This window comes from Streptomyces sp. NPDC088194 (genome assembly GCF_040702025.1).
GTDB lineage: Bacteria > Actinomycetota > Actinomycetes > Streptomycetales > Streptomycetaceae > Actinacidiphila.
This window is the reverse complement of sequence record NZ_JBFBIV010000045.1, coordinates 21,232-44,864: the sequence shown is the minus strand read 5'-3', so window position 1 is coordinate 44,864 and position 23,633 is coordinate 21,232. Positions and strand designations below refer to the sequence as shown.

At 72.7% G+C, this 23,633-nt stretch carries 21 protein-coding genes and 1 tRNA gene; 18 read left to right on the top strand and 4 right to left on the bottom strand.

The window, feature by feature from the left end; translation table 11 throughout:
• The first annotated feature begins 2 nt into the window (after positions 1-2).
• Positions 3-791, top strand: a complete 789-nt coding sequence (locus tag AB0399_RS24050) for an SDR family NAD(P)-dependent oxidoreductase (protein ID WP_329368497.1) — start codon at positions 3-5, stop codon at positions 789-791.
• A 121-nt stretch (positions 792-912) separates the two neighbouring features.
• Here the strand turns inward: AB0399_RS24050 and AB0399_RS24045 are convergent, their stop codons facing one another.
• Positions 913-2,637 (bottom strand): phospholipid carrier-dependent glycosyltransferase, encoded by a 1,725-nt coding sequence (locus AB0399_RS24045; RefSeq protein ID WP_329368536.1) that lies wholly within the window; start codon positions 2,635-2,637, stop codon positions 913-915.
• A 360-nt stretch (positions 2,638-2,997) separates the two neighbouring features.
• Here AB0399_RS24045 and rsmI point away from each other — a divergent pair, with 360 nt between their 5' ends.
• The 11 genes from rsmI (at position 2,998) to galK (ending at position 16,054) form a co-directional block, all read left to right on the top strand.
• On the top strand, positions 2,998-3,864 hold the full coding sequence (rsmI, locus tag AB0399_RS24040; RefSeq protein WP_328474155.1) for a 16S rRNA (cytidine(1402)-2'-O)-methyltransferase: 867 nt from the start codon (positions 2,998-3,000) through the stop codon (positions 3,862-3,864).
• Positions 3,865-4,183: 319 nt separating this feature from the next.
• Positions 4,184-4,606 (top strand): hypothetical protein, encoded by a 423-nt coding sequence (locus tag AB0399_RS24035; RefSeq protein WP_329368538.1) that lies wholly within the window; start codon positions 4,184-4,186, stop codon positions 4,604-4,606.
• Positions 4,607-4,713: 107 nt separating this feature from the next.
• Complete coding sequence (locus tag AB0399_RS24030) at positions 4,714-5,598, top strand: TatD family hydrolase (RefSeq protein ID WP_366412744.1); 885 nt, start codon at positions 4,714-4,716, stop codon at positions 5,596-5,598.
• A gap of 47 nt (positions 5,599-5,645) precedes the next feature.
• On the top strand, positions 5,646-6,515 hold the full coding sequence (gene rsmA / locus AB0399_RS24025; RefSeq protein WP_329368542.1) for a 16S rRNA (adenine(1518)-N(6)/adenine(1519)-N(6))-dimethyltransferase RsmA: 870 nt from the start codon (positions 5,646-5,648) through the stop codon (positions 6,513-6,515).
• Between the two features lie 78 nt (positions 6,516-6,593).
• Positions 6,594-7,514, top strand: a complete 921-nt coding sequence (locus tag AB0399_RS24020; RefSeq protein ID WP_366412756.1) for a 4-(cytidine 5'-diphospho)-2-C-methyl-D-erythritol kinase — start codon at positions 6,594-6,596, stop codon at positions 7,512-7,514.
• 268 nt (positions 7,515-7,782) lie between these two features.
• Entirely contained in the window at positions 7,783-9,639 is a 1,857-nt protein-coding gene (locus AB0399_RS24015) for an ABC-F family ATP-binding cassette domain-containing protein (protein ID WP_366412743.1), read from the top strand.
• Positions 9,640-9,807: 168 nt separating this feature from the next.
• Positions 9,808-11,583, top strand: coding sequence for a PQQ-binding-like beta-propeller repeat protein (locus AB0399_RS24010; protein ID WP_366412742.1), 1,776 nt, complete (start codon positions 9,808-9,810; stop codon positions 11,581-11,583).
• 240 nt (positions 11,584-11,823) lie between these two features.
• Complete coding sequence (locus AB0399_RS24005) at positions 11,824-12,501, top strand: LuxR C-terminal-related transcriptional regulator (protein ID WP_328464882.1); 678 nt, start codon at positions 11,824-11,826, stop codon at positions 12,499-12,501.
• A 375-nt stretch (positions 12,502-12,876) separates the two neighbouring features.
• On the top strand, positions 12,877-13,920 hold the full coding sequence (gene galT / locus AB0399_RS24000; RefSeq protein ID WP_366412741.1) for a galactose-1-phosphate uridylyltransferase: 1,044 nt from the start codon (positions 12,877-12,879) through the stop codon (positions 13,918-13,920).
• Positions 13,917-14,915 (top strand): UDP-glucose 4-epimerase GalE, encoded by a 999-nt coding sequence (galE, locus tag AB0399_RS23995; protein ID WP_329368549.1) that lies wholly within the window; start codon positions 13,917-13,919, stop codon positions 14,913-14,915. The genes galT and galE overlap by 4 nt, the downstream gene beginning before the upstream one ends.
• A complete protein-coding gene (galK, locus tag AB0399_RS23990) occupies positions 14,912-16,054 on the top strand; it encodes a galactokinase (protein ID WP_329368550.1) in 1,143 nt (380 codons plus the stop codon). The genes galE and galK overlap by 4 nt, the downstream gene beginning before the upstream one ends.
• 68 nt (positions 16,055-16,122) lie before the next feature.
• Here galK and AB0399_RS23985 read toward each other — a convergent pair whose 3' ends face one another.
• The 3 genes from AB0399_RS23985 to AB0399_RS23975 all read right to left on the bottom strand — a co-directional run bounded on the left by AB0399_RS23985 (position 16,123) and on the right by AB0399_RS23975 (position 18,404).
• Positions 16,123-16,590: a hypothetical protein gene (locus tag AB0399_RS23985; protein WP_329368552.1), complete on the bottom strand. Its 468-nt coding sequence runs from the start codon at positions 16,588-16,590 to the stop codon at positions 16,123-16,125.
• A 118-nt stretch (positions 16,591-16,708) separates the two neighbouring features.
• Positions 16,709-17,311 carry a TetR/AcrR family transcriptional regulator gene (locus tag AB0399_RS23980; protein ID WP_329374237.1) on the bottom strand — a complete coding sequence of 201 codons (603 nt, stop codon included), beginning with the start codon at positions 17,309-17,311 and terminating at the stop codon, positions 16,709-16,711.
• An 88-nt stretch (positions 17,312-17,399) separates the two neighbouring features.
• A complete protein-coding gene (locus tag AB0399_RS23975; protein ID WP_329368554.1) occupies positions 17,400-18,404 on the bottom strand; it encodes a fatty acid desaturase in 1,005 nt (334 codons plus the stop codon).
• Positions 18,405-18,693: 289 nt separating this feature from the next.
• Between AB0399_RS23975 and AB0399_RS23970 the strand changes: the two genes are divergently transcribed.
• The 6 genes from AB0399_RS23970 to AB0399_RS23945 all read left to right on the top strand — a co-directional run bounded on the left by AB0399_RS23970 (position 18,694) and on the right by AB0399_RS23945 (position 23,615).
• Positions 18,694-18,765, top strand: a tRNA-Gln gene (locus tag AB0399_RS23970).
• Between the two features lie 80 nt (positions 18,766-18,845).
• Entirely contained in the window at positions 18,846-20,309 is a 1,464-nt protein-coding gene (gene glmU / locus AB0399_RS23965) for a bifunctional UDP-N-acetylglucosamine diphosphorylase/glucosamine-1-phosphate N-acetyltransferase GlmU (protein ID WP_329368556.1), read from the top strand.
• A 145-nt stretch (positions 20,310-20,454) separates the two neighbouring features.
• Positions 20,455-21,432, top strand: coding sequence for a ribose-phosphate diphosphokinase (locus tag AB0399_RS23960; RefSeq protein ID WP_329368558.1), 978 nt, complete (start codon positions 20,455-20,457; stop codon positions 21,430-21,432).
• Between the two features lie 230 nt (positions 21,433-21,662).
• Complete coding sequence (locus tag AB0399_RS23955) at positions 21,663-22,280, top strand: 50S ribosomal protein L25/general stress protein Ctc (RefSeq protein WP_329368560.1); 618 nt, start codon at positions 21,663-21,665, stop codon at positions 22,278-22,280.
• Between the two features lie 156 nt (positions 22,281-22,436).
• A complete protein-coding gene (gene pth / locus AB0399_RS23950; protein ID WP_328464864.1) occupies positions 22,437-23,030 on the top strand; it encodes an aminoacyl-tRNA hydrolase in 594 nt (197 codons plus the stop codon).
• Between the two features lie 93 nt (positions 23,031-23,123).
• Positions 23,124-23,615: a hypothetical protein gene (locus tag AB0399_RS23945; protein WP_366412740.1), complete on the top strand. Its 492-nt coding sequence runs from the start codon at positions 23,124-23,126 to the stop codon at positions 23,613-23,615.
• The last annotated feature ends 18 nt before the right edge of the window (positions 23,616-23,633 follow it).

Below are 23,633 nucleotides of genomic sequence, written 5' to 3'. Positions count from 1 at the left end.
GGATGACTGAACGCTTCGACGGCTACGGCGTGGTGGTGACGGGGGCGGCCCGTGGGATCGGTGAGGCGACGGCGCGCAGGTTCGCCGCCGAGGGCGCGGGGGTGCTGATCGCCGATCTGGACGGGGTGGCGGCTTCGCGTACGGCCGCCGCGATCCGGGCGGACGGCGGACGGGCGGAGGCGGTGCGCTGCGATGTGGCGGAACGGGCGTCGGTGGACGCGGCGATCACCCGCGCGGTGGACGTGTTCGGCACGCTGGACGTGCTGGTCAACAACGCCTACTCCTGCGGCGAGCACCATGAGGACTTCACCCTGGAGAGTGACGAGGAGTGGCAGCGCGACCTGGATGTCACCCTCAGCGGTGCGATGAGATGCTCGCGCGCCGCTCTTCCCCATCTGATGAACGCACCGCGCCGACGTGGCGCGATCGTCAACATCGGTTCGGTCAACGGGTTGTCGTACTTCGGCAACCACTCCTACAGCGCGGCCAAGGCGGGCCTGGTCTCGCTCACCCGCACCCTCGCGGTGCACGCGGCGCCGGACGGGGTCCGGGTCAACCTCGTGGCGCCCGGCACGATCCGCACCCCGGCATGGGCCGGCCGCGAGGAGATCCTCACGAAGGCCGCCGGGTCGTATCCGCTGGGGCGGATCGGCGAGCCCACCGACATCGCGGCGGCCGTCGCGTTCCTGGCGTCGCGGGACGCCGCCTGGATCACCGGGGTCACCTTGCCGGTGGACGGCGGGATTCTGAACAGCAATTCGGGTTTCACGGACGCGTTGGCGGCTGAGTGAGGCGAGGCCGGCCGCGCACCAACCTCCTGAAGACCTCAGGTACTCAGGTCCTCATGTCCTGAAGTCCTCAGGTCCTGCTGAGGTCTTCAGGACCTGAGGGCATCCGCGTACCGGGCTCCGGTCAGATCCACGAGTCCAGCCACATCCGGGCCTGCCAGGAGTGGTACGGGATCGTCATGCCCGTGTAGATCGGGAAGAAGTAGATGAAGTTCCAGATGATGAGCAGCACCAGGGTGCCCGCGCCCACCGCGCCCCACATACGTCTGCTCTCGGTGGCCCCGCGTGGACCGAGGAAGGCGCCGATCATCATGGTGACGGCCAGGCACAGGTAGGGCACGAAGGCGACCGCGTAGAAGTAGAAGATCGTGCGGTCCTGGTAGTGGAACCAGGGGAGCAGGCCGGCGCCGGCCGCGCAGAGGATGGCGCCCGCCCGCCAGTCGCGCCGGGCGATCCACCGGTAGAGCAGGTAGACCAGGGCGAAGCAGGCCGACCACCACAGCAGCGGGGTGCCCAGGGCGAGGATCTCGCGGGCGCAGCCCTCGGAGGCGGTGCAGCCGTCCTGCCCGTACTTGGGCGACTCGAAGTAGTACGAGACCGGCCGCCCGAGGACCAGCCAGCTCCAGGGGTTGGACTCGTACGGGTGGTAGGTGTGCAGGCCGACGTTGAACTTGTAGACGTCGTGTTCGTAGTGCCACAGGCTGCGAAGGGGCGCCGGGATGAAGGACCAGAAGCCGCCGCGGCCGTCCGCCCAGTGCCGGTCGTAGGCGTCGCTGGACATGAACCAGCCGGTCCAGGTGATCAGGTAGGTCACCACGGCGACCGGCAGCATCGTCAGCACCGACCAGCCGAGATCCTTGCGCAGGACGGCCAGGTACGGGCTGCGGGAGCCGGCGACGCGCCGCGAGCCGACGTCCCACAGCACCGTCAGGATCATGAAGAAGGCCAGGAAGTACATGCCGTTCCACTTGCTGGAAGCGGCGAGGCCCAGGAGGACGGCGGCGGCGATACGCCAGGGGCGCCAGCCCATGCCCTGGCGGGAGGCGGTGGCGTCGTCGGGCCCGGCGAAACCGTCCTCACCGACCGGCAGGGCGGCCGCGAGGCGGCCTCTGGCCCAGTCGCGGTCGACCAGCAGGCAGCCGAACGCGGCCAGTGCGAAGAACATGATGACGAGGTCGAGCAGCGCGATCCGGCTCATCACGAACTCGAGGCCGTCCACGGCCATCAAGGTGCCCGCGATGCAGCCGAGCGCGGTGGAGCGGAACAGCCGGCGGCCGATCCGGCAGAGCATGAGCACCGCCAGGGTGCCGAGCACGGCCATCATGAAGCGCCAGCCGAAGGGGTTCAGCCCGAAGATCCACTCGCCGAACCCGATGATCCACTTGCCGGTGGGCGGGTGCACGACGTAGCTGCCGACCTTGGACAGCGGGATGACCTGCGGGTGCGCGAGGATCTCCGGGTTGGAGACCTTGCCGTCCGGCCACGTGCCCTCGTAGCCGTACTTGATCATCGACCAGGCGTCCTTGGCGTAGTACGTCTCGTCGAAGACGACATCGCGCGGGCTGCCCAGGCGCCAGAAGCGCAGGCCGCCCGCGAGGACGGCGACCATGATCGGGCCGAGCCAGCCGGACCACTTCGCGGCCAGGTGGGCGAGGCGCGGGCCGAGGCCGAGCATCTGCCAGATCCTGGTGCCGGGTTCGGGAAACGGCGGGACCAGGCGCTCGCGGGTGTCGGTCCGGGGCGGTTCGACGTGCCCGAAACCGCGCAGCCGCCGCGCCCACGCGCTCGGCTCCGCCTGTGCCCGGACGCCCTCTGGGGCACGGTCCTGCGCCACGGTCTCACTCGTCACCGGCCCATCGTAGGGAAAGCGTCTGAGATTGCGATGAGCTGTCCGCACCCGGGGCGGCTTTGTCCGGTAATCCGAGCGCGGAGCCGGCCCCTGGGCCGCGCCTAGACTCAAGCCGTGACCAGCTCATCCGAAGATCCGTCCGACCGCACGGCCCGGCACACGTCCCAGCAGGCGGCCCGGCAAGCGGAGCGGAGCGTGGCCGACGGCACGGTCGCCGACGGCACGGGCCGCGACGCGCTCGACACCCAGCCCCACGACACCCAGCCCCACGACGCCGGGCCCGACGAAACCGGTGACGGCACCGCGAACGTCACGACGAACGGCACCGCGCCCGCGCCCATCGGATACGACCCTTCCGCGGTGCGGACGGTACCCGCCGGCGAGGGCCTGCTCGTGCTGGCGGGCACGCCGATCGGGGACGTCGCGGACGCGCCGCCGCGGCTGGCCGCCGAGCTGGCCGCGGCCGACGTGGTGGCCGCCGAGGACACCAGGCGGCTGCGCCGGCTGACGCAGGCGCTGGGCGTGGAGCCGGCCGGGCGCGTGGTGTCGTACTTCGAGGGGAACGAGGCCGCCCGCACCGGGGAACTCGCCGACGCGCTGCAGGGCGGCGCCCGGGTGGTGCTGGTGACGGACGCGGGCATGCCGTCGGTGTCCGACCCGGGCTACCGGCTGGTGGCCGCCGCGGTGGAGCGCGGGGTGCGGGTGACGGCGGTGCCGGGGCCGTCGGCGGTGCTGACCGCGCTGGCGGTGTCGGGCCTGCCGGTGGACCGGTTCTGCTTCGAGGGGTTCCTGCCGCGCAAGCCGGGGGAGCGGCTGGCCCGGCTCAGGGAGGTCGCGGCCGACCGCCGCACGCTCGTGTACTTCGAGGCGCCGCACCGTATCGACGACACCCTGGCCGCCATGGCGGAGGTGTTCGGCGCCGAGCGGCGGGCGGCGGTGTGCCGGGAGCTGACCAAGACGTACGAGGAGGTGCGGCGCGGCCCGCTGGAGGAGCTGGCGCGCTGGGCCGCCGAACGGGTGAGGGGCGAGATCACCGTGGTGGTCGAGGGCGCCCCGGCGCCGGTGGCGGGGGACGTGGCACCGGAGGAGCTGGCCCGGCGGGTGGCGGTACGGGAGGAGGCGGGGGAGCGGCGCAAGGAGGCGATCGCGGCGGTCGCGGTGGAGGCGGGGGTGCCGAAGCGGGACGTGTTCGACGCGGTAGTGGCGGCGAAGCACGGGAAGGCGTGAGGACCACCCGGAAAGCGTGAGGCAGCCGGAAGCCCCCCGCCGTATCCCGCCGTCGCTTGCCGTGCCGCGCCGTCGCCTCCGTCTCTCGCCGTCGCCCCCCGTTCCCCCGCTTCCGGCCGTGACCGGCGCGAACTTCGGCCGGCCCGGGAGGACGGACATAAACGTGGTGCAGGGCAAAGCAATATCGCCGATCTCCCACATACGCCCCAAATCTGGCCCAAGTCTCTCCCTGGTGTGCTGCGGGAGGGGCGGGCGGGGCGTTCGCTGGTGGTGGGAAGTCCCGGTCGGACAAGGCGTCCGTAGGGCCGCAGGAGCTGCCATGAGCGACACCGTCGGAAGCGGACGTACGGCGACGGGGGCGAGCACGAGTGCGGGACACCCGGTGCCACCCGGTGCTTCCGCGTACAACGTCAGGGAGGCCTACTCCTTCGCGTGCATGAACTGCGGGCACGGCTGGGAGCAGGCGTACGAGATAGAGCACCGTGTCGACACCTCGGGTCGCCCCTATGTCACGTACCTGGCCGACGGCACCGCGGTCCCCTCGCCGCTGACCCGTCCCAACTGCGGGAACTGCGGCGGCCACCTGGTGCGCATCATGCGCTCCGGGCAGGTCGACGAGGTGGTGTCGCGGTGGCACGCGCCGCGGCCGCCGCACGCCGAGCCGCACGCGCACCACTGGTCGGTGCTCGGGCTGCTGCGCAGGCACGGCGGGCCCGGCACACCCGCAGGACCCGCGGTCTGACGGGACCCGGTGGACCCCGCCCGGGTCCACCGGGCAGGTGACGGGCCCCGCGGGGGACCGCCGGCCGCGTGACGGGCCCGGTCGCGCCGATCCCTAGGATCGGACCCATGCCGACGAAGCCGACGAAGAAGAGCGCCGAGCCCGCACCCGCCCCGCAGCCGTTGCGCGTCCCGGTCGCCGACTCGCACACCCACCTGGACATGCAGTCCGGCACGGTCGAGGAGGCGCTGGCGGCGGCAGCGGCGGTCGGGGTGCACACCCTCATCCAGGTCGGCTGCGACCTGGAGGGCTCGCGCTGGGCGGCGCGGACCGCGGCGGAGTACGACGCGATCTGGGCGGCGGTGGCGCTGCACCCCAACGAGGCGCCCAGGATCGTGCACGGCGACCCCGACCACTGGTCACGCCAGGGCGACCGGGAACCGGGCGGGATGGCCGCGCTGGAGGCGGCGATCGACGAGATCGACGCGCTGGCCGCGCTGCCGCAGGTGCGGGGCGTGGGGGAGACCGGCCTCGACTACTTCCGCACCGGGCCGGGCGGCGCGCAGGCCCAGGCGCACTCCTTCCGGCGGCACATCGCGATCGCCAAGCGGCACCGCAAGGCGCTGGTCATCCACGACCGGGACGCGCACGAGGACGTGCTGCGCATCCTGCTGGAGGAGGGCGCGCCCGACACCGTGCTCTTCCACTGCTTCTCCGGGGACGCGGCCATGGCGAAGCTGTGCGCCGAGCGCGGCTACTACCTGTCCTTCGCCGGGAACGTCAGCTACAAGTCGGCGCAGAACCTGCGGGACGCGGTGGCGGCCGCGCCGCTGGACCGGCTGCTGGTGGAGACGGACGCGCCCTTCCTCACCCCGGTGCCGCACCGGGGGCGGCCCAACGCGCCCTACCTGATCCCGGTGACGCTGCGGGCGATGGCCGCGGCCAGGGGCGAGGACGAGGACACCCTGGCGGCGGCGGTGGCGCGGAACACGGCGCGGGTCTTCGGGTACTGACCGGCGGCTGGTAGGAGCCGGTGCGGGCGGCGGATAGCCTTGCGGGTGTGAGTACGACAGACCCCGACGCGCCCGGCGCCCTGCTCGGACCGGCCGACGTGCGCGCGCTGGCCGCCGCGCTGGGGGTGCGGCCGACCAAGCAGCGCGGCCAGAACTTCGTGATCGACGCGAACACCGTACGGCGGATCGTGCGCACCGCGGAGGTCGGGCCGGACGACGTGGTGGCCGAGGTCGGGCCGGGGCTCGGGTCGCTGACGCTGGCGCTGCTGGAGACCGCGGACCGGGTCACCGCGATCGAGATCGACGACGTGCTCGCCGCGGCCCTGCCCGCGACCGTGGCCGCGCGGCTGCCGGAGCGGGCCGACCGGTTCGCGCTGGTGCACAGCGACGCGATGGCGGTGACCGCGCTGCCCGGCCCGGCGCCGACCGCGCTCGTCGCGAACCTCCCCTACAACGTGGCCGTGCCGGTGCTGCTGCACATGCTCGCGACCTTCCCGACCATCGAGCGGACCCTGGTGATGGTGCAGGCCGAGGTGGCCGACCGGCTGGCCGCGGCGCCCGGCAACAAGGTGTACGGGGTGCCGTCGGTGAAGGCGAACTGGTACGCGCAGGTGCGGCGTGCGGGCTCGATCGGGCGCAACGTCTTCTGGCCCGCGCCGAACGTCGACTCCGGCCTGGTGTCGCTGGTGCGGCGCGACCCGCCGAAGACCACGGCGACCCGGGCCGAGGTGTTCGCGGCCGTCGACGCGGCGTTCGCCCAGCGCCGCAAGACGCTGCGGGCCGCGCTGGCCGGGTGGGCCGGGTCGGCGGCGGCCGCCGAGGCGGCGCTGGTCGCCGCGGGGGTGTCGCCGCAGGCGCGGGGCGAGGCGCTGACGGTGGAGGAGTTCGCGGCGATCGCCGAGCACCGGCCGGTGTGACGATCCCACCGGCCGCGGGGCGGGCGGGCGAACCGGAAGAACGCAGAGACGAACGTCGTACGAACCGAGGAGAATCTGATCGTGACCGCCGTGACCGTACGTGTGCCCGCCAAGGTCAATGTGCAGCTCGCTGTCGGCGGGCGGCGGCCGGACGGGTTCCATGACCTGGCGAACGTGTTCCTCGCGGTGGGGTTGTACGACCGTGTGACGGCCAGGTCCGCGGATGAGCTGACGATCACCGCGGAGGGGCGGGATGTCGCCGGCATCCCGCTGGACCGTACGAACCTGGCCGCGCGGGCCGCGGTCGCGCTCGCCGAGCACCATGGCATCGAGCCCGGCGTCCACCTGCACATCGCCAAGGACATCCCGGTGGCCGGGGGGATGGCGGGCGGCAGCGCCGACGGTGCGGGTGCGCTGCTCGCGTGCGACGCGCTGTGGGGACTGCGCACGCCGATGGCGGAACTGCTGCGGATCGCCGGGGAGCTGGGCAGCGATGTGCCGTTCCCGCTGCTCGGCGGGGCCGCGCTCGGGGTGGGGCGCGGGGAGCGGCTCACCGCGCTGGAGGTCAGCGGTGCGTTCCACTGGGTGTTCGCGCTGGCCGACGGCGGGCTGTCCACGCCCGAGGTGTACCGCGAGTGCGACCGGCTCCGCCGGGAGAGCGGGGCGGGCGACCTGGCGGGCGAGGTGGCCGAGCCCGCGGCCGACCCGGCGCTGGTGGCCGCGCTGGCGGACGGGGACGCCCACGCGCTGTCCCGGGTGCTGGTGAACGACCTCCAGGAAGCGGCGCTGTCCCTGCGTCCCGGCCTGGCCGACACCGTTGCCGCGGGGCTCGGGGCGGGGGCGCTGGCCGGGATCGTCTCCGGGTCCGGGCCGACCGTCGCCTTCCTCGCCGCCGAGGAGGAGGGCGCCGCCAAGATCGCGGCCGTGCTCGGCGGTTCCGCGAGGGTCGCGGTCGCACCCGCCGCCGGAGCCACCGTCCTCCCGCAAGCCGACCGGTAGCCCCTCCCGTAACCGTCCTCACGCCCCCCGCCACCTGCCTGCCACCCCGCCCGTCACCTCACCCGTCACCTCACCCGCCACCCCTCCCGGGGGCCCGCCCCGCCCGCACACCACCGCGGCGCGGACGCTCTCCCGGCCCGCCGCCTCACCTCGCCGCCCCACCGGCGTCCCAGCTTCCTCCGCTCCCCGCCGCCAGCGGCCACCCCGCCCCGTTTACCCTTGAACCCGTCCCCCACGACAACCCCCGTCCCCCAAGAGAGAGCCGTCCGTGGCCGTCAACCTCGTCAATGTCGAAAGCGTCAGCAAGACCTACGGGACGCGCATGCTGCTCGAAGGGGTGTCGCTCGGGGTGTCCGAGGGGGACCGGATCGGGGTGGTCGGGCGGAACGGCGACGGGAAGACCACGCTGGTGCGGATGCTGGCCCGGCTGGAGGACCCGGACGCGGGGCGCGTGACGCAGCAGGGCGGCCTGCGGCTGGGCGTGCTGACGCAGGGCGACTCGCTGGACCCGGCCGCGACCGTCCGGCAGGAGATCGTCGGGGACCGCCCGGACCACGACTGGGCCGGGGACGCGCGGATCAGGGACGTGCTGACCGGGCTGTTCGGGGCGCTGGACCTGCCCGGCTTCGACCGCGGCCTGGACACCGTGATCGGCCCGCTGTCCGGCGGCGAGCGGCGCCGTATCGCGCTGGCGAAGCTGCTGATCGGCGAGCAGGACCTGATCGTGCTCGACGAGCCCACCAACCACCTGGACGTGGAAGGCATCTCGTGGCTGGCCGGCCATCTGCGCGCGCGCCGCGCCGCGTTGGTCTGCGTCACCCACGACCGCTGGTTCCTGGACCAGGTCTGCACGCGGATGTGGGACGTGCAGCGCGGCACCGTCTACGAGTACGAAGGCGGCTACAGCGACTACGTGTTCGCGCGCGCCGAGCGGGAGCGGATCGCCGCCACCGAGGAGGCCAAGCGGCAGAACCTGATGCGCAAGGAGCTGGCGTGGCTGCGCCGCGGCGCCCCGGCCCGCACCTCCAAGCCGCGGTTCCGGATCGAGGCGGCCAACGCCCTGATCGAGGACGTCCCGCCGCCGCGCGACAGCGCCGAGCTGATGAAGTTCGCGAACTCCCGGCTCGGCAAGACCGTGTTCGAGCTGGAGGACGTGACGGTCACCGCGGGCCCCAAGACGCTGCTGGAGCACATCACCTGGCAGCTCGGCCCGGGCGACCGGATCGGCCTGGTCGGGGTGAACGGCGCCGGCAAGACGTCGCTGCTGCGGGCCCTGGGCGAGGCGGCCGCAAGCGACGGGGAGCGGCAGCCCGCGCACGGCCGGGTCGTGGTGGGCCGGACCGTCAAACTCGCCTACCTCTCCCAGGAGGTGGCCGAACTCGCCCCCACGCAGCGGGTGCTGGAAGCGGTGGAGTCGGTACGGCAGCGGGTCGACCTCGGCAAGGGCCGGGAGCTGACCGCGGGCCAGCTCTGCGAGAAGTTCGGCTTCGGCAAGGAGAAGCAGTGGACACCGGTCGGCGACCTGTCCGGCGGTGAGCGCCGCAGGCTGCAGATCCTGCGGCTGCTGATGGACGAGCCCAACGTCCTCTTCCTCGACGAGCCGACCAACGACCTCGACATCGAGACGCTGACCCAGCTGGAGGACCTGCTCGACGGCTGGCCCGGCTCGATGCTGGTGATCAGCCACGACCGCTACTTCCTGGAGCGCACCACCGACCGGGTGTTCGCGCTGCTCGGCGACCGGACCCTGCGGATGCTGCCGCGCGGCGTGGACGAGTACCTGGAGCGCAGGCACGCGCTCGTCGCCGCCACCGCGCCGCCCGCCGCCGCCCAGAAGCCGGCGAAGGCGGCGAAGTCGGCCCAGCGGACCGCCGACGGCGCCGGCGCGAACTCCGGCCCGGGCGGCGCCGGAGCCCGCGACACGCGTGCCGCGAAGAAGGAACTCCAGCGCGTGGAGCGGCGGTTGGACAAGGTCGGCGAGCGCGAGGGCGAACTGCACGCCAGGATCGCCGAGCACGCCACCGACTTCGAGAAAGTCGCCGCTCTCGACGCGGAGTTGCGCGCGCTGCGCGAGGAGCGCGAGGACCTGGAGACGCGCTGGCTGGAGCTGGCCGAGGACGCGTAGCGGGGCCCGGCGGCAGCGTGCCGGGGGCGCCGGCGGGCGCGCTGGTGGGGGACGTGTAGCGGGCCGGTAACGGAACAGCGGCGGCCCGGGGAGTCAAGTGGGGCGGGTGATAGAAAGAGTCTCCGCTCGCCCGAACTCCATTCGCCCGGCCCGAAGAAGGACCAGCTGATGTCGCAGCCGCCCCCGCCCCCCGGAAACCCGCCCCCGTACGGCGGCACCGGCGGAGCTGTGCCGCCGCCCCCTTCGCAGCCGGACAACCCGTACGCCTCTCCGCCGCCCCCGGGCCAGAACCCGTACGCGGCGCCGACCCAGCCCGCGTTCCCCCAGCAGCAGCCCCCACCGCCGCCGCAGCCCCAGCAACCCCGACAGCCGCCGCAGCAGCCCCCGCCGGCACCCGCGCCCGGCTACGGCTACCCCGGCCCGCAGCCGCCGCAACCCGGGCAGGGCTACGCGCAGCCCGGATACGGCCAGCAGCAGTACGGCCAGACGCCGCCGCCCGCCGGACCCTACGGCTACCCGCAGCAGGCGCCCGCCCCGCAGTACGGCCAGCAGCCCCCCTACGGCGGTCAACCGCCCTACGGGCAGCCGGGCATACCCGGTGGCGGCGGGTCGAAGAACAAGCTGGTGATCATCGTGGCGGCCGTGGTGGCCGCGGTGCTGGTGATCGGCGGCGGCGTGTACTTCGCGACCAAGGGCGGCGGCAAGGACGATCCGAAGCCGCAGGCCAACTCCGGTGGCACCAGCGGCGGTCCGAGCACCGCCGCGCACAAGTCCCAGCTGGACTTCAAGTGGGACAAGGACGCCGACACCGTCGCGGAGAAGGACAACCTGAAGGACGAGCTGGGCGTCTGGTTCACCGACAAGTACGTGGTGAAGAACCAGATCAACCAGGTGGTCGGGTACGACATCGGCACCGGCGCGCAGGCGTGGGCGATCCCGGCGGCCGCCGGCTCGGACTGCACCGCGGCGCGCGACGCCTACCACGACATGACCGCGATCCAGTACGGCGCCGACTGCGGCAAGATCATGGCGATCGACCTGGCCTCGGGCAAGATGCTGTGGACCGCGCAACTCCCCGGCGGCGACAGCTCGCCGAGCTACCGCGACGCCGAGATGGCGGTCAGCGGGGACTCGGTCGGCATCACCTGGGGCGAGGGCTCGGCCGGCTACCAGCTCAGCGCGCAGAAGACGTTGTGGCAGTCCGGCGACGGCGACAGCGGCGACAACTGCAGGGACGACGGGTACGCCGGCGGCGCGCAGTTCGTGGCCGTCCTCGACTGCGGCTACGACACCTCCTACAAGGTGCAGGTGGTCGATCCCGCCAAGGCCGGTGCCGCGAAGTGGACCTGGGCCGCGCCGGAGGGCCTGCGGGTGACGGCGGTCGTCTCCACCGACCCGGTGGTGGTGCTGCTCGGCACCCAGGACACGATCTACACCGACGTGGCGTCGCTGGTCGACGGCCGGTTGCAGTCGCGGGTGTCGCTGGGCACCAAGAAGTACCGGATCGATGACGACGGCATCGAGGTGCAGTCCGTGCACGACGTGCTGGTGGACAAGGACACCGTCTACCTGACGCTGGCCGGCGACACCGCGGGCGAGGGCAAGGTGCTCAGCGGCATCGTGGCCTTCAACCTCTCGGACGGCAAGCAGAAGTGGGTCGCCAAGCCGGCCGACAACTACGACATCACCGGCATCGGCTTCCAGGACGGCAAGGTGCTCGGGTACGAGGCGCCGTCGTACGACAAGCCGGGCAAGCTCGTCACCCTCGATCCGGGCGACGGCACGATGACCACCTACGCGACGCTCGGGTCCGACGCGTACAACAAGCTGGACTCCTTCGGGGACGAGCGCTACATGGTGTGGCACGACAACGTCCTCTACCTGGCCTCCAAGACCGTCTACGCGGGCGAGACCGGGCAGAAGTACCTGGTGGTGTACGGCTGATCGCGCATCGGCCCGGAACGCACCGGGCGCTCCGGGGACACCGGGCGCACCGGGCGATCCGATCGTAGGACCGTGGCACGTTTCCACCGGTAGGGACGCGCTCGGCGCCGGGAAGCGGGTATTTTCGCGGCGAGCGCGTGCTTCCGCCCGCAGGCGCGGTTGGGACCGGTCCGGTCGCGGTATGGACTGGGGACCGGTACCGGCGGCCGTCGGGCCGCAGGGGGATGGGGGAGACCCGAGATGGGTGTACGGCTCGTCGTGGTCGACGACCACCGGCTGCTCGCCGAGGCGCTGGCTTCGGCGCTGAGGCTGCGCGGGCACCGCGTGCTGGCGGCCGCGGCGCCCGCCGCGGGCGCGGCCGAACTGGTGCTCAACAGGACGCCCGAGGTGTGCCTGTTCGGTACCGCCGCGCCCGCCGAGCCCGGCGCGTTCGACACGGTGGCGCGGATCAAGCGTGAGCGGCCCGCGGTGGCCGTGGTGGTGCTCGGGCCGGTGCCCGACCCGCGCGGGATCGCCGCGGCCTTCGCGGCCGGCGCGTCCGGGTACGTCCGGCACGACGAGCGGATCGAGGGCGTCGAGCGGGCCATGGCCAAGGCCAGGACCGGCGAGGTCGCGGTGGCCCAGCAACTGCTGCAGGGCGCCTTCGCCGAGCTGCTCAACCCGGCCCGGCAGCCCGACGACGAGGGGGCCCGGCTGCTGGACATGCTCACCCCGCGCGAGGTCGAGGTGCTGGTGCGGGTCGCCGAGGGTGAGGACACCCGGGTGATCGCGGCCGGGATGCGGATCGCGCCGAGCACCGCCCGCACCCATGTGCAGCGGGTGCTGATGAAGCTGGGCGTGGGTTCCCGGCTGGAGGCTGCGGCGCTCGCGGCCCGGACCGGGCTGCTGGAGCGGGCGGCCGGAGAGCCGACGCGATGAGCGAGGGGCGCCCCTGACCGCCCGGGGCGCCCGGTTCCGAACGGTCCGAGGGACCGCCCGTGCTCGGGCGGTCCCTCGCGCCGTTGTCCCCCCGGGTTTCGTCCGAGTGGGGTGTCCCGGGGTTTCGCCCGGGTGGGGTGTCCCCGGCGAGGCTCCGGGGGAGTGCTTCCGCGCCCCGTTGCGTCGTGGTCTGTTCGGCTTTGTTTGGTTGTGCCCCGCTGCGGTCGGGCGCGCTTGCGTACGGCTCGATCCCCCATCGTGACCAAGCTATGTGACTTCGTAGGCCCCCGGCATTGACTGTTCTGTTGCGTTGTGATTCATTGTGTTCGGTTCTGTTGGAAGCGTGTTGAGTGATCGTGGTGTGAGGTGCCGTAGGTGAAGAAGACGCCGACCCGGCTCGCGGACGGCCGTGAGCTGATCTACTACGACTCAGCCGACGCCGTGGTCCGCGACGTGAGCGATCCCCGCCCGCTCGAACCGGTGGCCACCACCACCGAGACGCGTTTCGACCGGCTGCTCGGCGACAGCGTGGCGGTCGCCTCGCACCGGCAGGGCCGCACGTACCACCCGCCGGCCGACCAGTGCCCGCTGTGTCCCTCGCGCGAGGGGCGGCAGACCGAGATCCCGGCCGCGGACTACGAGGTGGTCGTCTTCGAGAACCGCTTCCCCTCGCTCACCGGCGACAAGGGCCGCTGCGAGGTGGTCTGCTTCACCTCCGACCACGACGCGTCCTTCGCGAGCCTCACCCCGCAGGCCGCCCGCCTGGTGCTCGACGCGTGGACCGACCGCACCCGCGAGCTGTCCCAGCTGCCCGGCGTCGTCCAGGTCTTCCCGTTCGAGAACCGGGGCAAGGAGATCGGCGTCACCCTCGGCCACCCGCACGGGCAGATCTACGGGTACCCGTTCACCACCCCGCGCACCGCGCTGATGCTGCGCTCGCTCGCCGAGCACCGCGCGGCCACCGGCCGCAACCTCTTCGACGACGTGCTCGCCGACGAGCGCGCCGACGGCAGCCGGATCGTGCTGGCCGGCGAGCACTGGACGGCGTTCGTCCCGTACGCGGCGCACTGGCCGTACGAAGTGCACCTCTACCCCAACCGCCGGGTGCCCGACCTGCTCGGCCTCGACGAGGACGCCCGGGCGGAGTTCCCGCACGTCTACCTGGAGCTGCTGCGCCGCTTCGACCGCATCTTCGGCCCCGACCAGCCGCCGACCCCGTACATCTCCGGCTGGCACCAGGCGCCCTTCACCGCGGCCGACCGCCGGGAGTTCGCCCTCCACCTGGAGCTTTTCACCATTCGGCGCGCATCGGGCAAGCTGAAGTTCCTCGCGGGTTCCGAATCCGGCATGGGCGTGTTCGTCAACGACGTGCCTCCGGAGGCCGCGGCGCTGCGACTGCGAGAGGTGGCCACGAAGTGACCGACACCACCGGGTCCCCCGGACGTAAGAAGCTGCTGGTCACCGGCGGCGCCGGCTACGTCGGCGGCGTCGTGGCGGCGCATCTGGTCGAGGCCGGCCACCAGGTGACCGTGCTGGACGACCTGTCCACCGGCGTACGCGAAGGGGTGCCCGCGGGCGCCGAGTTCGTCGAGGGCCGGGTCCAGGACGCCGGCAAGGTGCTCGACGGCTCCTACCACGCGGTGCTGCACTTCGCCGCCTCCTCCCAGGTCGCCGAGTCCGTCGCGAACCCGGAGAAGTACTGGCGCAACAACGTGGCCGGCACCCTCGAACTGCTCGCCGCCATGCGCAGCGCGGGCGTGGGCACGCTGGTCTTCTCCTCCACCGCCGCCACCTACGGCGAGCCCGCCACGGTGCCGATCACCGAGGACGCGCCGACCGCCCCCACCAACCCCTACGGCGCCACCAAGCTGGCCGTCGACCACATGATCAGCGGGGAGTGCGCCGCCCACGGCCTGGCCGCCGTCTCGCTGCGCTACTTCAACGTGGCCGGCGCCTACGGCGCGCACGGCGAGCGCCACGACCCCGAGTCGCACCTCATCCCGCTGGTCCTCCAGGTCGCCCAGGGCCGCCGCCCGTCGATCGCCGTCTACGGCGAGGACTACCCGACGCCCGACGGCACCTGCCTGCGCGACTACATCCACGTCGCCGACCTCGCCGAGGCCCACCTGCTGGCCCTCGACAAGGCCCAGGCCGGCGAGCACCTCATCTGCAACCTGGGCAACGGCAACGGCTTCTCCGTCCGCGAGGTCATCGAAACCGTCCGCGAGGTCACCGGGCACCCGATCCCGGCCACCTCGCAGCCGCGCCGCCCCGGCGACCCCGCGGTGCTGGTCGCCTCCGCGGACCGGGCCCGCGAGCGGCTGGGCTGGCAGCCGTCCCGCACCGACCTGGCCGGCATCGTCCGTGACGCCTGGGACTTCGCTCGATCGCTCGGGGAGGGCGACATACGATGACTGACGACTCCGCATTCGAGGCCGCGTTCAAGGACGTCTTCGGGCGCGCCCCCGAAGGCGCGTGGGCGGCGCCCGGCCGGGTCAACCTGATCGGCGAGCACACCGACTACAACGACGGCCTGGCGATGCCGTTCGCGCTGCCGCACGTCACCCGCGCGGCCGTCGCCCGGCGCGACGACGGGCTGCTGCGGCTGCACTCGGCGGACATGGACGACGGCACCGTCGAACTCGCGATCGCCGACCTCGCCCCCGGCACCACACCCGGCTGGGTCCGCTACCCGGCCGCCGTCCTGTGGTCGCTGCGGCAGGCCGGCCACGACATCGGCGGCGCCGACCTGCTCTACGACAGCACCGTCCCGGTCGGCGGCGGGCTGTCCTCCTCCGCGGCGCTCCAGGTCGTCACCGCCCTCGCGCTCACCGAACTGCACGGCGTGCACGGCATGTCCCGGCAGGACCTCGCCCTGCTCTGCCAGTCCTCGGAGAACACCTACGTCGGCGCGCCGGTCGGCGTCATGGACCAGACCGCCTCGGCCTGCTGCACCGACGGCCACGCCCTCCACCTCGACGTACGCGGCCTCACCCAGCGGCAGGTGCCGCTCGACCTGGGCGCCGCGGGGCTGGCGATGCTGGCGGTCGACACCCGCGTCAAGCACGCGCACTCCGACGGCGCCTACGGCGAGCGCCGGGCCGGCTGCGAGGCCGCCGCCGCCGCGCTCGGCCTGCCCGCGCTGCGCGACGTGGCCTTCGACGGCCTGGCCGACGCCCTCGCCGCGCTCCCCGACGACCGGCTGCGCCGGCTGACCCGGCATGTCGTCACCGAGAACCGCCGGGTCGAGGAGGTACTCGCGCTGTGCGACGCCGGCCGGGTCCGCGAGATCGGCCCGGTGCTGACCGCGGGACACGTCTCGCTGCGCGACGACTTCCAGGTCTCCTGCCCGGAACTCGACCTCGTGGTGGACACCGCGCTGGCCGCGGGCGCGCTCGGCGCCCGGATGACCGGCGGCGGCTTCGGCGGCTCGGCGATCGTGCTGCTCGAAGCGGGCGACCTGGACCGGATCACGCAGGCGGTGGCGGCGGCGCTCCCGCAGTCCCGGCACTTCACGATCGCCCCCTCGGCGGGTGCCCGCCGCCTCTGGTAGGCACGCGGCGCCTGCGGGGCGTACAGGTACACGGGCGGCGCCGGGAGCACCGGCGCCGCCCGCCGCCGTCAGCGCACCAGCGGCGCCGCCCGGGAGACGAACTCCTCTATGGCCCGGCGGGCCGACTCGTCGCGCGTGTCGTGCTCCCGCTGGTCCGCCGCGTTCGACAGGTCCCAGGTGGACCGGTAGGCCCGCTCCGCGGCGAGGACCACGTCGGGTGCGTCGGTGACCAACTTCACCCGGTACAGCGCCTGCCGGGCCGCGGTCCGCAGCCGGTGCGCCTCGTCGCGCACCCGCGGATACGCCTCGCCGTCGGGGCGCTCCGCCCGGACGTACCAGCGGGTGGCCTGACCGTGGCGGTACTCCTCGACCGCGGCGGCGTACCCGCTGTACGTCGCCACGCGCTCCTTGCGGAGTTCCTCGGCCCGCGCGAACAGCTCGCTGCGGCCGGCCGCGAGGCGCTGGAAGGCGTAGGTGAGCACCGAACCCAGCAGCGTGCCGGCGACCGCCACGGCACTCGTCCAGACAGCTTCCACGGCACCAGTCGACCACACGCCCGCGGCGTACGGGGCGGGTTCCCGGACGGGCCCCGCACGGGTTCCGCACGGGCTCCGGCCCGGCCCCGGACCGGCTCCGTACGCGCCCGCCGCCAGGTCAGCTCTTGCGGTGGCCGATCAGCCGGGGCTGCTGCTCCAGGCCGGACAGGCCGTTCCAGCTCAGGTTCACCAGATGCGCGGCGACCTCGGCCTTCGGCGGGCGGCGGGCGTCCAGCCACCACTGGCCGGTCAGCGCGACCATGCCGACCAGCGCCTGCGCGTACAGCGGGGCGAGGTTGGGGTCGAAGCCGCGCTGCTCGAACTCGTGGCCGAGGATGTCCTCGACCTGGGTGGCGATGTCGCTGATCAGGGAGGCGAAGGTGCCGGTGGACTGGGCGACGGGGGAGTCCCGGACCAGGACCCGGAACCCGTCGGTGTACTGCTCGATGTAGTCCAGCAGGGCGAAGGCGGCCTGCTCCAGGAGTTCGCGGGGGTGGCCGCCGGTGAGTGCGCCGGTCACCATGTCGAGCAGGCGGCGCATCTCACGGTCGACGACGACGGCGTAGAGCCCTTCCTTGCCGCCGAAGTGCTCGTAGACGACGGGTTTGGACACCCCCGCCTGGTGTGCGATCTCCTCCACCGACGTGCCCTCGTAGCCGCGCTCGGCAAAGAGCACCCGGCCCACGTCGAGGAGTTGTTCGCGTCTTTCCTTGCCGGTCATCCGGACCCGCCGGGCGCGCCGCGCGCTCGGGCCCGCCGGGGCGGAGGGCTGCCGGGCTCTTCCGTCTTCGCCGTCGCTCACCGACCCATCATGCCGCTTCGTCGACGTCCTGCCGGTTGCTCTCCTGGCGGCGGGCGGCGATCCGGGCGGCGTCCGGCCAGCGGACGTCGGAGGCCCAGCCGGCGAGCTCGAACCAGCGGATCAGGCGGGCACTGGAGTCGACCTGGCCGCGCAGCACGCCGTGCCGGGCGGAGGTGGGGTCGGCGTGGTGGAGGTTGTGCCACGACTCGCCGCAGGACAGCACCGCCAGCCACCACACGTTGCCCGAGCGGTCCCGGGACTTGAACGGCCGCTTGCCGACCGCGTGGCAGATCGAGTTGATCGACCAGGTCACGTGGTGCAGCAGTGCCACCCGGACGAGTGACCCCCAGAAGAACGCGGTGAAGGCGCCGTACCAGGACATCGTGGCCAGGCCGCCGACCAGCGGCGGGATCAGCAGGGAGAGCGCCGTCCACAGCCAGAAGTCACGGGAGATCCGGCGGATCGCCGGGTCCTTGATCAGGTCCGGCGCGTACTTCTGCTGCGGGGTCTGCTCCTCGTCGAAGAGCCAGCCCATGTGCGCCCACCACAGGCCCTTCATCAGGGCGGGCAGGGTCTCGCCGTATCGCCACGGGCTGTGCGGGTCGCCCTCGGCGTCGCTGAACTTGTGGTGCCGGCGGTGGTCGGCGACCCAGCGCACGATGGGGCCCTCGACGGCCATCGAGCCGGCGATGGCGAGCGCGATCTTCAGCGGGCGCTTGGCCTTGAACGAGCCGTGGGTGAAGTGCCGGTGGAAGCCGATGGTGATGCCGTGGCAGCCGAGGAAGTACATGACGACCATCAGGCCGACGTCCAGCCAGCTCATCCCCCGTCCCCAGGCCAGCGGCACCGCCGCGGCGAGCGCCACGAAGGGGATGCAGATGAAGAGCAGCAGGGAGATCTGCTCGATCGATCGCTTGCTCTCGCCGCCGCGGGTGGCACTTGGCAGCGGCGATCCCTGTCCTGAGGACCCGGGTTCCCGGGACTCGGTGATCACGTCCGTCTGTGTGGTCATGTGCGTCCCTTGAGGAGAGGAGGGGACCGAAATGGGCTGATGGGAATGCTGATGGGAAAGTCACTTGCACGGCGCAGGGGCCGTGTGCCGCACAACCTACGCCTCCGTAAGTATTGCAGCGGCGTCCGGCGGGCGACAGGACCAGTCGGGTAAGGGTCGCCTTCCCTTGCGGGTGTCGTTCGAGTGGATCTTTACCCCGCAACGGCGTCGCGTCCACCCCGTGTCGTACGGCATGATGGTTTCGTCCGGCATGAAGGACCCCGACGACGGGTCCCGCAGGTCGAGTTGATCCGCCGTGGTGTAATTGGCAGCACTGGGGCTTTTGGTGCCTTAAGTCCGGGTTCGAGTCCTGGCGGCGGAGCGGATCGGGAGAAGATTCCCCACCCTCGGTAAGCTGCGGTTGTCCAGCACCCGAAGCCCCGAAGCCGAGGAGTCTCCCGCGTGAGCCCCAACCGCCCGGCTGCCGTCGTCATCCTCGCCGCGGGTGAGGGCACCCGCATGAAGTCGGCCACCCCGAAGATCCTGCATCCGATCTGCGGCCGCTCGCTGATCGGCCACGCCGTCGCCGCGGCCCGCGCGCTGGACCCCGAGCACCTGGTGGTCGTCGTCGGACACGGCCGCGAGCAGGTCACCGCGCACCTCGCCGAGCAGGACCCGAAGGCACTGACGGCCGTGCAGGAGGAGCAGCTCGGCACCGGCCACGCGGTGCGCGTCGGCCTGGCGGAGCTGAACCGGCGCGGCGCGGCCCTGGACGGCACCGTCGTGGTGACCTACGGCGACGTGCCGCTGCTGACCACGCAGACGCTGGCCGCGTTCACCGCCGCGCACCGCGCCGAGGGCAACGCGGTCACCGTCCTGACCGCCCAGGTGCCCGACCCGACCGGCTACGGGCGGATCGTGCGCGGTTCCGACGGCCAGGTCACCGCGATCGTCGAGCAGAAGGACGCCGGCGACGCGCTGCGGGCGGTCAAGGAGATCAACTCCGGGGTGTACGCCTACGACGGGCGGCTGCTCGCCGAGGCGCTGGGCAAGCTCACCACCGACAACGCGCAGGGCGAGGAGTACCTCACCGACACCCTGGCGATCCTGCGCGACGGCGGCCACCGGGTGGGCGCGTACGTCGCCGCGGACCACCAGGAGATCGCCGGCGTCAACGACCGGGTGCAGCTCGCGCGGGCCCGCCGGGCGCTCAACGACCGGCTGCTGGAGCGGGCGATGCTGGCCGGCGCCACCATCGTGGACCCCGCCACCACCTGGCTGGACGTCACCGTCACCGTCGAGCCCGACGCGCTGGTGCACCCCAACACGCAACTGCTCGGCGCCACCAGCATCGCCGCGGGCGCCGAGGTGGGCCCGGAGTGCACGCTCACCGACACCTCGGTGGGACCGGGCGCCCGGGTCTCGCACGCCGTCGCCGACCACGCCGAGATCGGCGAGCAGGCGTCCGTGGGTCCGTACGCCTACCTGCGGCCGGGCGCGCGGCTGGGCGCGAAGGCCAAGGCCGGCACCTACGTCGAGATGAAGAACGCCGCGATCGGCGAGGGCACCAAGGTGCCGCACCTGAGCTACGTGGGCGACGCGACCATCGGCGACCACACCAACATCGGCGCCGCCACCGTCTTCGTGAACTACGACGGCGAGACCAAGCACCACACCGTCATCGGCAGCTACTGCAAGACCGGCGCGGACAACATGTTCGTCGCCCCCCGGGTGATCGGCGACGGCGTCTACACCGCGGCCGGCTCGGTGATCACCAAGGACGTGCCGTCGGGTTCGCTGGCCGTCGCCCGCGGCCAGCAGCGCAACATCGAGGGCTGGGTGGCCCGCAAGCGGCCCGGCAGTGCCGCTGCGCAGGCGGCCGAACGCGCACAGCAGCAGGGTGACGAGACCGACGCGCCGGAGTGAGTGAGGGTCGTCTCATCGGCCGGACGTGAGGTGCACAGGTGCGCCGGATGGGGCGTACCGTGTGTGGTGCACACAATTCCGCCAGCCCGCCCGACTTCGGGCGACGCTGTGCCGAACACCAGTCGAACACCAAGGAGACGGTGCAGTGACCGGGATCAAGACGACCGGTGAGAAGAAGCTGATGCTCTTCTCCGGCCGCGCCCACCCCGATCTGGCGGAGGCGGTGGCATACGAGCTGGGTGTAGAGCTCGTCCCCACCCGTGCTTTCGACTTCGCCAACGGCGAGATCTATGTGCGGTTCGAGGAGTCGGCCCGCGGCGCCGACTGCTTCCTGATGCAGAGCCACACCAGCCCCATCAACCAGTGGATCATGGAACAGCTCATCATGGTCGACGCTCTCAAGCGGGCCTCCGCGCGGAGCATCACCGTGATCGTGCCGTTCTACGGCTACGCCCGGCAGGACAAGAAGCACCGCGGCCGCGAGCCGATCTCGGCGCGGCTGATGGCCGACCTGTTCAAGACCGCGGGCGCCGAGCGCATCCTCACCGTCGACCTGCACACCGACCAGATCCAGGGCTTCTTCGACGGCCCGGTGGACCACATGGTCGCGCTGCCGGTCCTGGCGGACTACGTCGGCGCGAAGGTGGACCGGGCCAAGCTCACCGTGGTCTCCCCGGACGCCGGCCGGGTCCGGGTCGCGGACCGCTGGTGCGACCGGCTGGGCGCGCCGCTGGCGATCGTGCACAAGCGCCGCGACCCCGACGTCGCCAACCAGGTGAAGGTCCACGAGGTGGTCGGCGACGTCAAGGGCCGGGTGTGCGTGCTGGTCGACGACATGATCGACACCGGCGGCACCATCTGCGCCGCGGCGGACGCGCTGTTCGCCAACGGCGCGGAGGACGTCATCGTCACCGCCACGCACGGGGTGCTCTCCGGGCCCGCCGCGGACCGGCTGAAGAACTCCAAGGTCAGCGAGTTCGTCTTCACCGACACGCTGCCGACGCCGGCGGAGACCGACCTCGACAAGATCACGGTGCTGTCGATGGCGCCGACCATCGCGAACGCGGTGCGCGAGGTCTTCGAGGACGGTTCGGTCACCAGCCTCTTCGAGGACGCGCACTGACCCAGCACTTGAGCTGACGGGGCGCTCGAGCTGACAGGGCGCCCCCAGGCCGCCCGCCGCACGGATTTCGTTCCGGGCCCTTCCCACGGTTACGCTGTCGAGGTTGCTCGGCGAGGGAAGGGCCCGGACGTACGTCCGCAGCACCTCCGTTATCGACGCGCTCCTCGTGAAGGATCGGCCCGTCGCGGCCGGGCGACCGTACTGCCCACCATTACGAGGAGCCGATTCCCATGGCTGAAGTGAAGATCCCCGCCCAGGCGCGCACCGAGTTCGGCAAGGGTGCCGCCCGCCGGGTGCGCCGCGCCAACCAGGTCCCCGCGGTCGTGTACGGCCACGGCGCCGACCCCCGGCACGTCACGGTCCCCGGCCACGAGCTGCTGCTCGCGCTGCGCACCCCGAACGTGCTGATCTCGCTGGACATCGACGGCGCGTCCGAGCTGGTCATCCCCAAGGCGGTGCAGCGCGACCCGCTGAAGGGCTTCATCGAGCACATCGACCTGCTGTCCGTGAAGCGCGGCGAGAAGGTCACCGTCGAGGTGCCGGTCTCCGCCGAGGGCGAGCTGGCCCCGGGCGGCAACCTGCTGGAGCACGTGCTCAACACGCTGTCGGTCGAGGCCGAGGCGACCCACATCCCCGAGGCGTTCACGGTCTCCGTCGAGGGTCTGGAGGCGGGCGCGTCCATCCTGGCGAAGGACGTCGAGCTGCCCAAGGGCACCACGCTGGTCACCGAGGAGGACGCCGTGGTGATCCAGGTCGTCTCCGCGCAGGCCGAGGCCGAGGAGCCCGCCGAGGGTGAGGGCGAGGCCGCCGCCGAGGCGCCCGCCGCGGACGCCTCCGACGAGAGCTGAACCAGAACGCGCCGGCCGCCGTCGTACCTCCGGGTGCGGCGGCGGCCGTTTGCGCGGTGCGGCGGTCGTACGCGGCGGGAGCGTGTAAGGACCGCCGGCCAGGATGCGCGCCCCTTACGGTTCTACGGTGTACGGCGACTGCTTTCGGAGACGTGGATGAGCGACAGCACAGGGCCCTGGATGGTGGTGGGCCTGGGCAACCCGGGGCCGGAGTACGCCGGCAACCGGCACAACATCGGGTTCATGGTGGCCGACCTGCTCGCCGAGCGGATGGGCGGGAAGTTCAAGCGGGCCCACAAGGCGCAGGCGCAGGTGGTCGAGGGGCGGATCGGGCCGCCCGGCCCGGCGAGCGCGCGGGTGGTGCTGGCCAAGCCGATGTCGTACATGAACCTCTCGGGCGGGCCGGTCACCGCGCTGAAGGAGTTCTACAAGGTGCCGACCGACCGGATCATCGCGGTCCACGACGAGTTGGACATCGACTTCCCCACCCTGCGGCTCAAGCTCGGCGGCGGCGACAACGGCCACAACGGGCTGAAGTCCATCACGAAGTCGCTCGGCGCCGAGTATCTGCGGGTGCGGGCCGGAATCGGCCGGCCGCCCGGGCGGATGGACGTGGCGGCGTTCGTGCTCAAGGACTTCTCCTCGGCCGAGCGCAAGGAACTGGAGTGGTTCGTGGACCGGGCCGCCGACGCCGTCGAGGCGCTGGTCACCGGCGGGCTGGAGCGGGCGCAGAGCAGCTACAACGGCTGACCGGCCCTGGCAACGGCTGACCGGTCCGGCCGCGACTGCCGTACGGGGCCCGCGGGTTGACCCGGTGGCATGCGATGGCCAAAGATCGCCCGCATGGCAACTGGGAGCGGTGACCGCGGTGCCGCGCAGGCGGGCGGGCTGGTGCAGTTCGCCCGGGTGGTGGGCGTGGGGGCGGTGGCGGCGCTGATCCTGGTGTCCGGCGCGTGGGGTTCGTGGCGCGACGCGCAGTACGTGGTGATCGGCAAGGGCCATGACCACGGCACCGTACGGCTGGTGGCGTGCGGCGACACGGACTGCACCGGGCCGTTCGCGCCGCACGGCGACACGCTCCCCCGCGCGAAGGTCACCGTCAGCCTTCCGGTGCGTCACCACGTGGGGGACTCCGTCGGGGTGGTGCTCAAGCCCGGTACTGACACCGGGGTGCGCGACGGGATGGGCGGGCTGCTCTTCGGGTTCGTGCCCCTGGGCGGGGCGCTGCTGCTGGCGGCGGTCGTGGTCGCGCTGGGGCTGCGGCTGCCGCGCGTCGCGTGGACCCTCGCGGTGGCGGGCGCGGCGCTGCTGGGCGGCGCGTTCCTGACGTTGTGAGCCCGGCCCGCCGAGGTG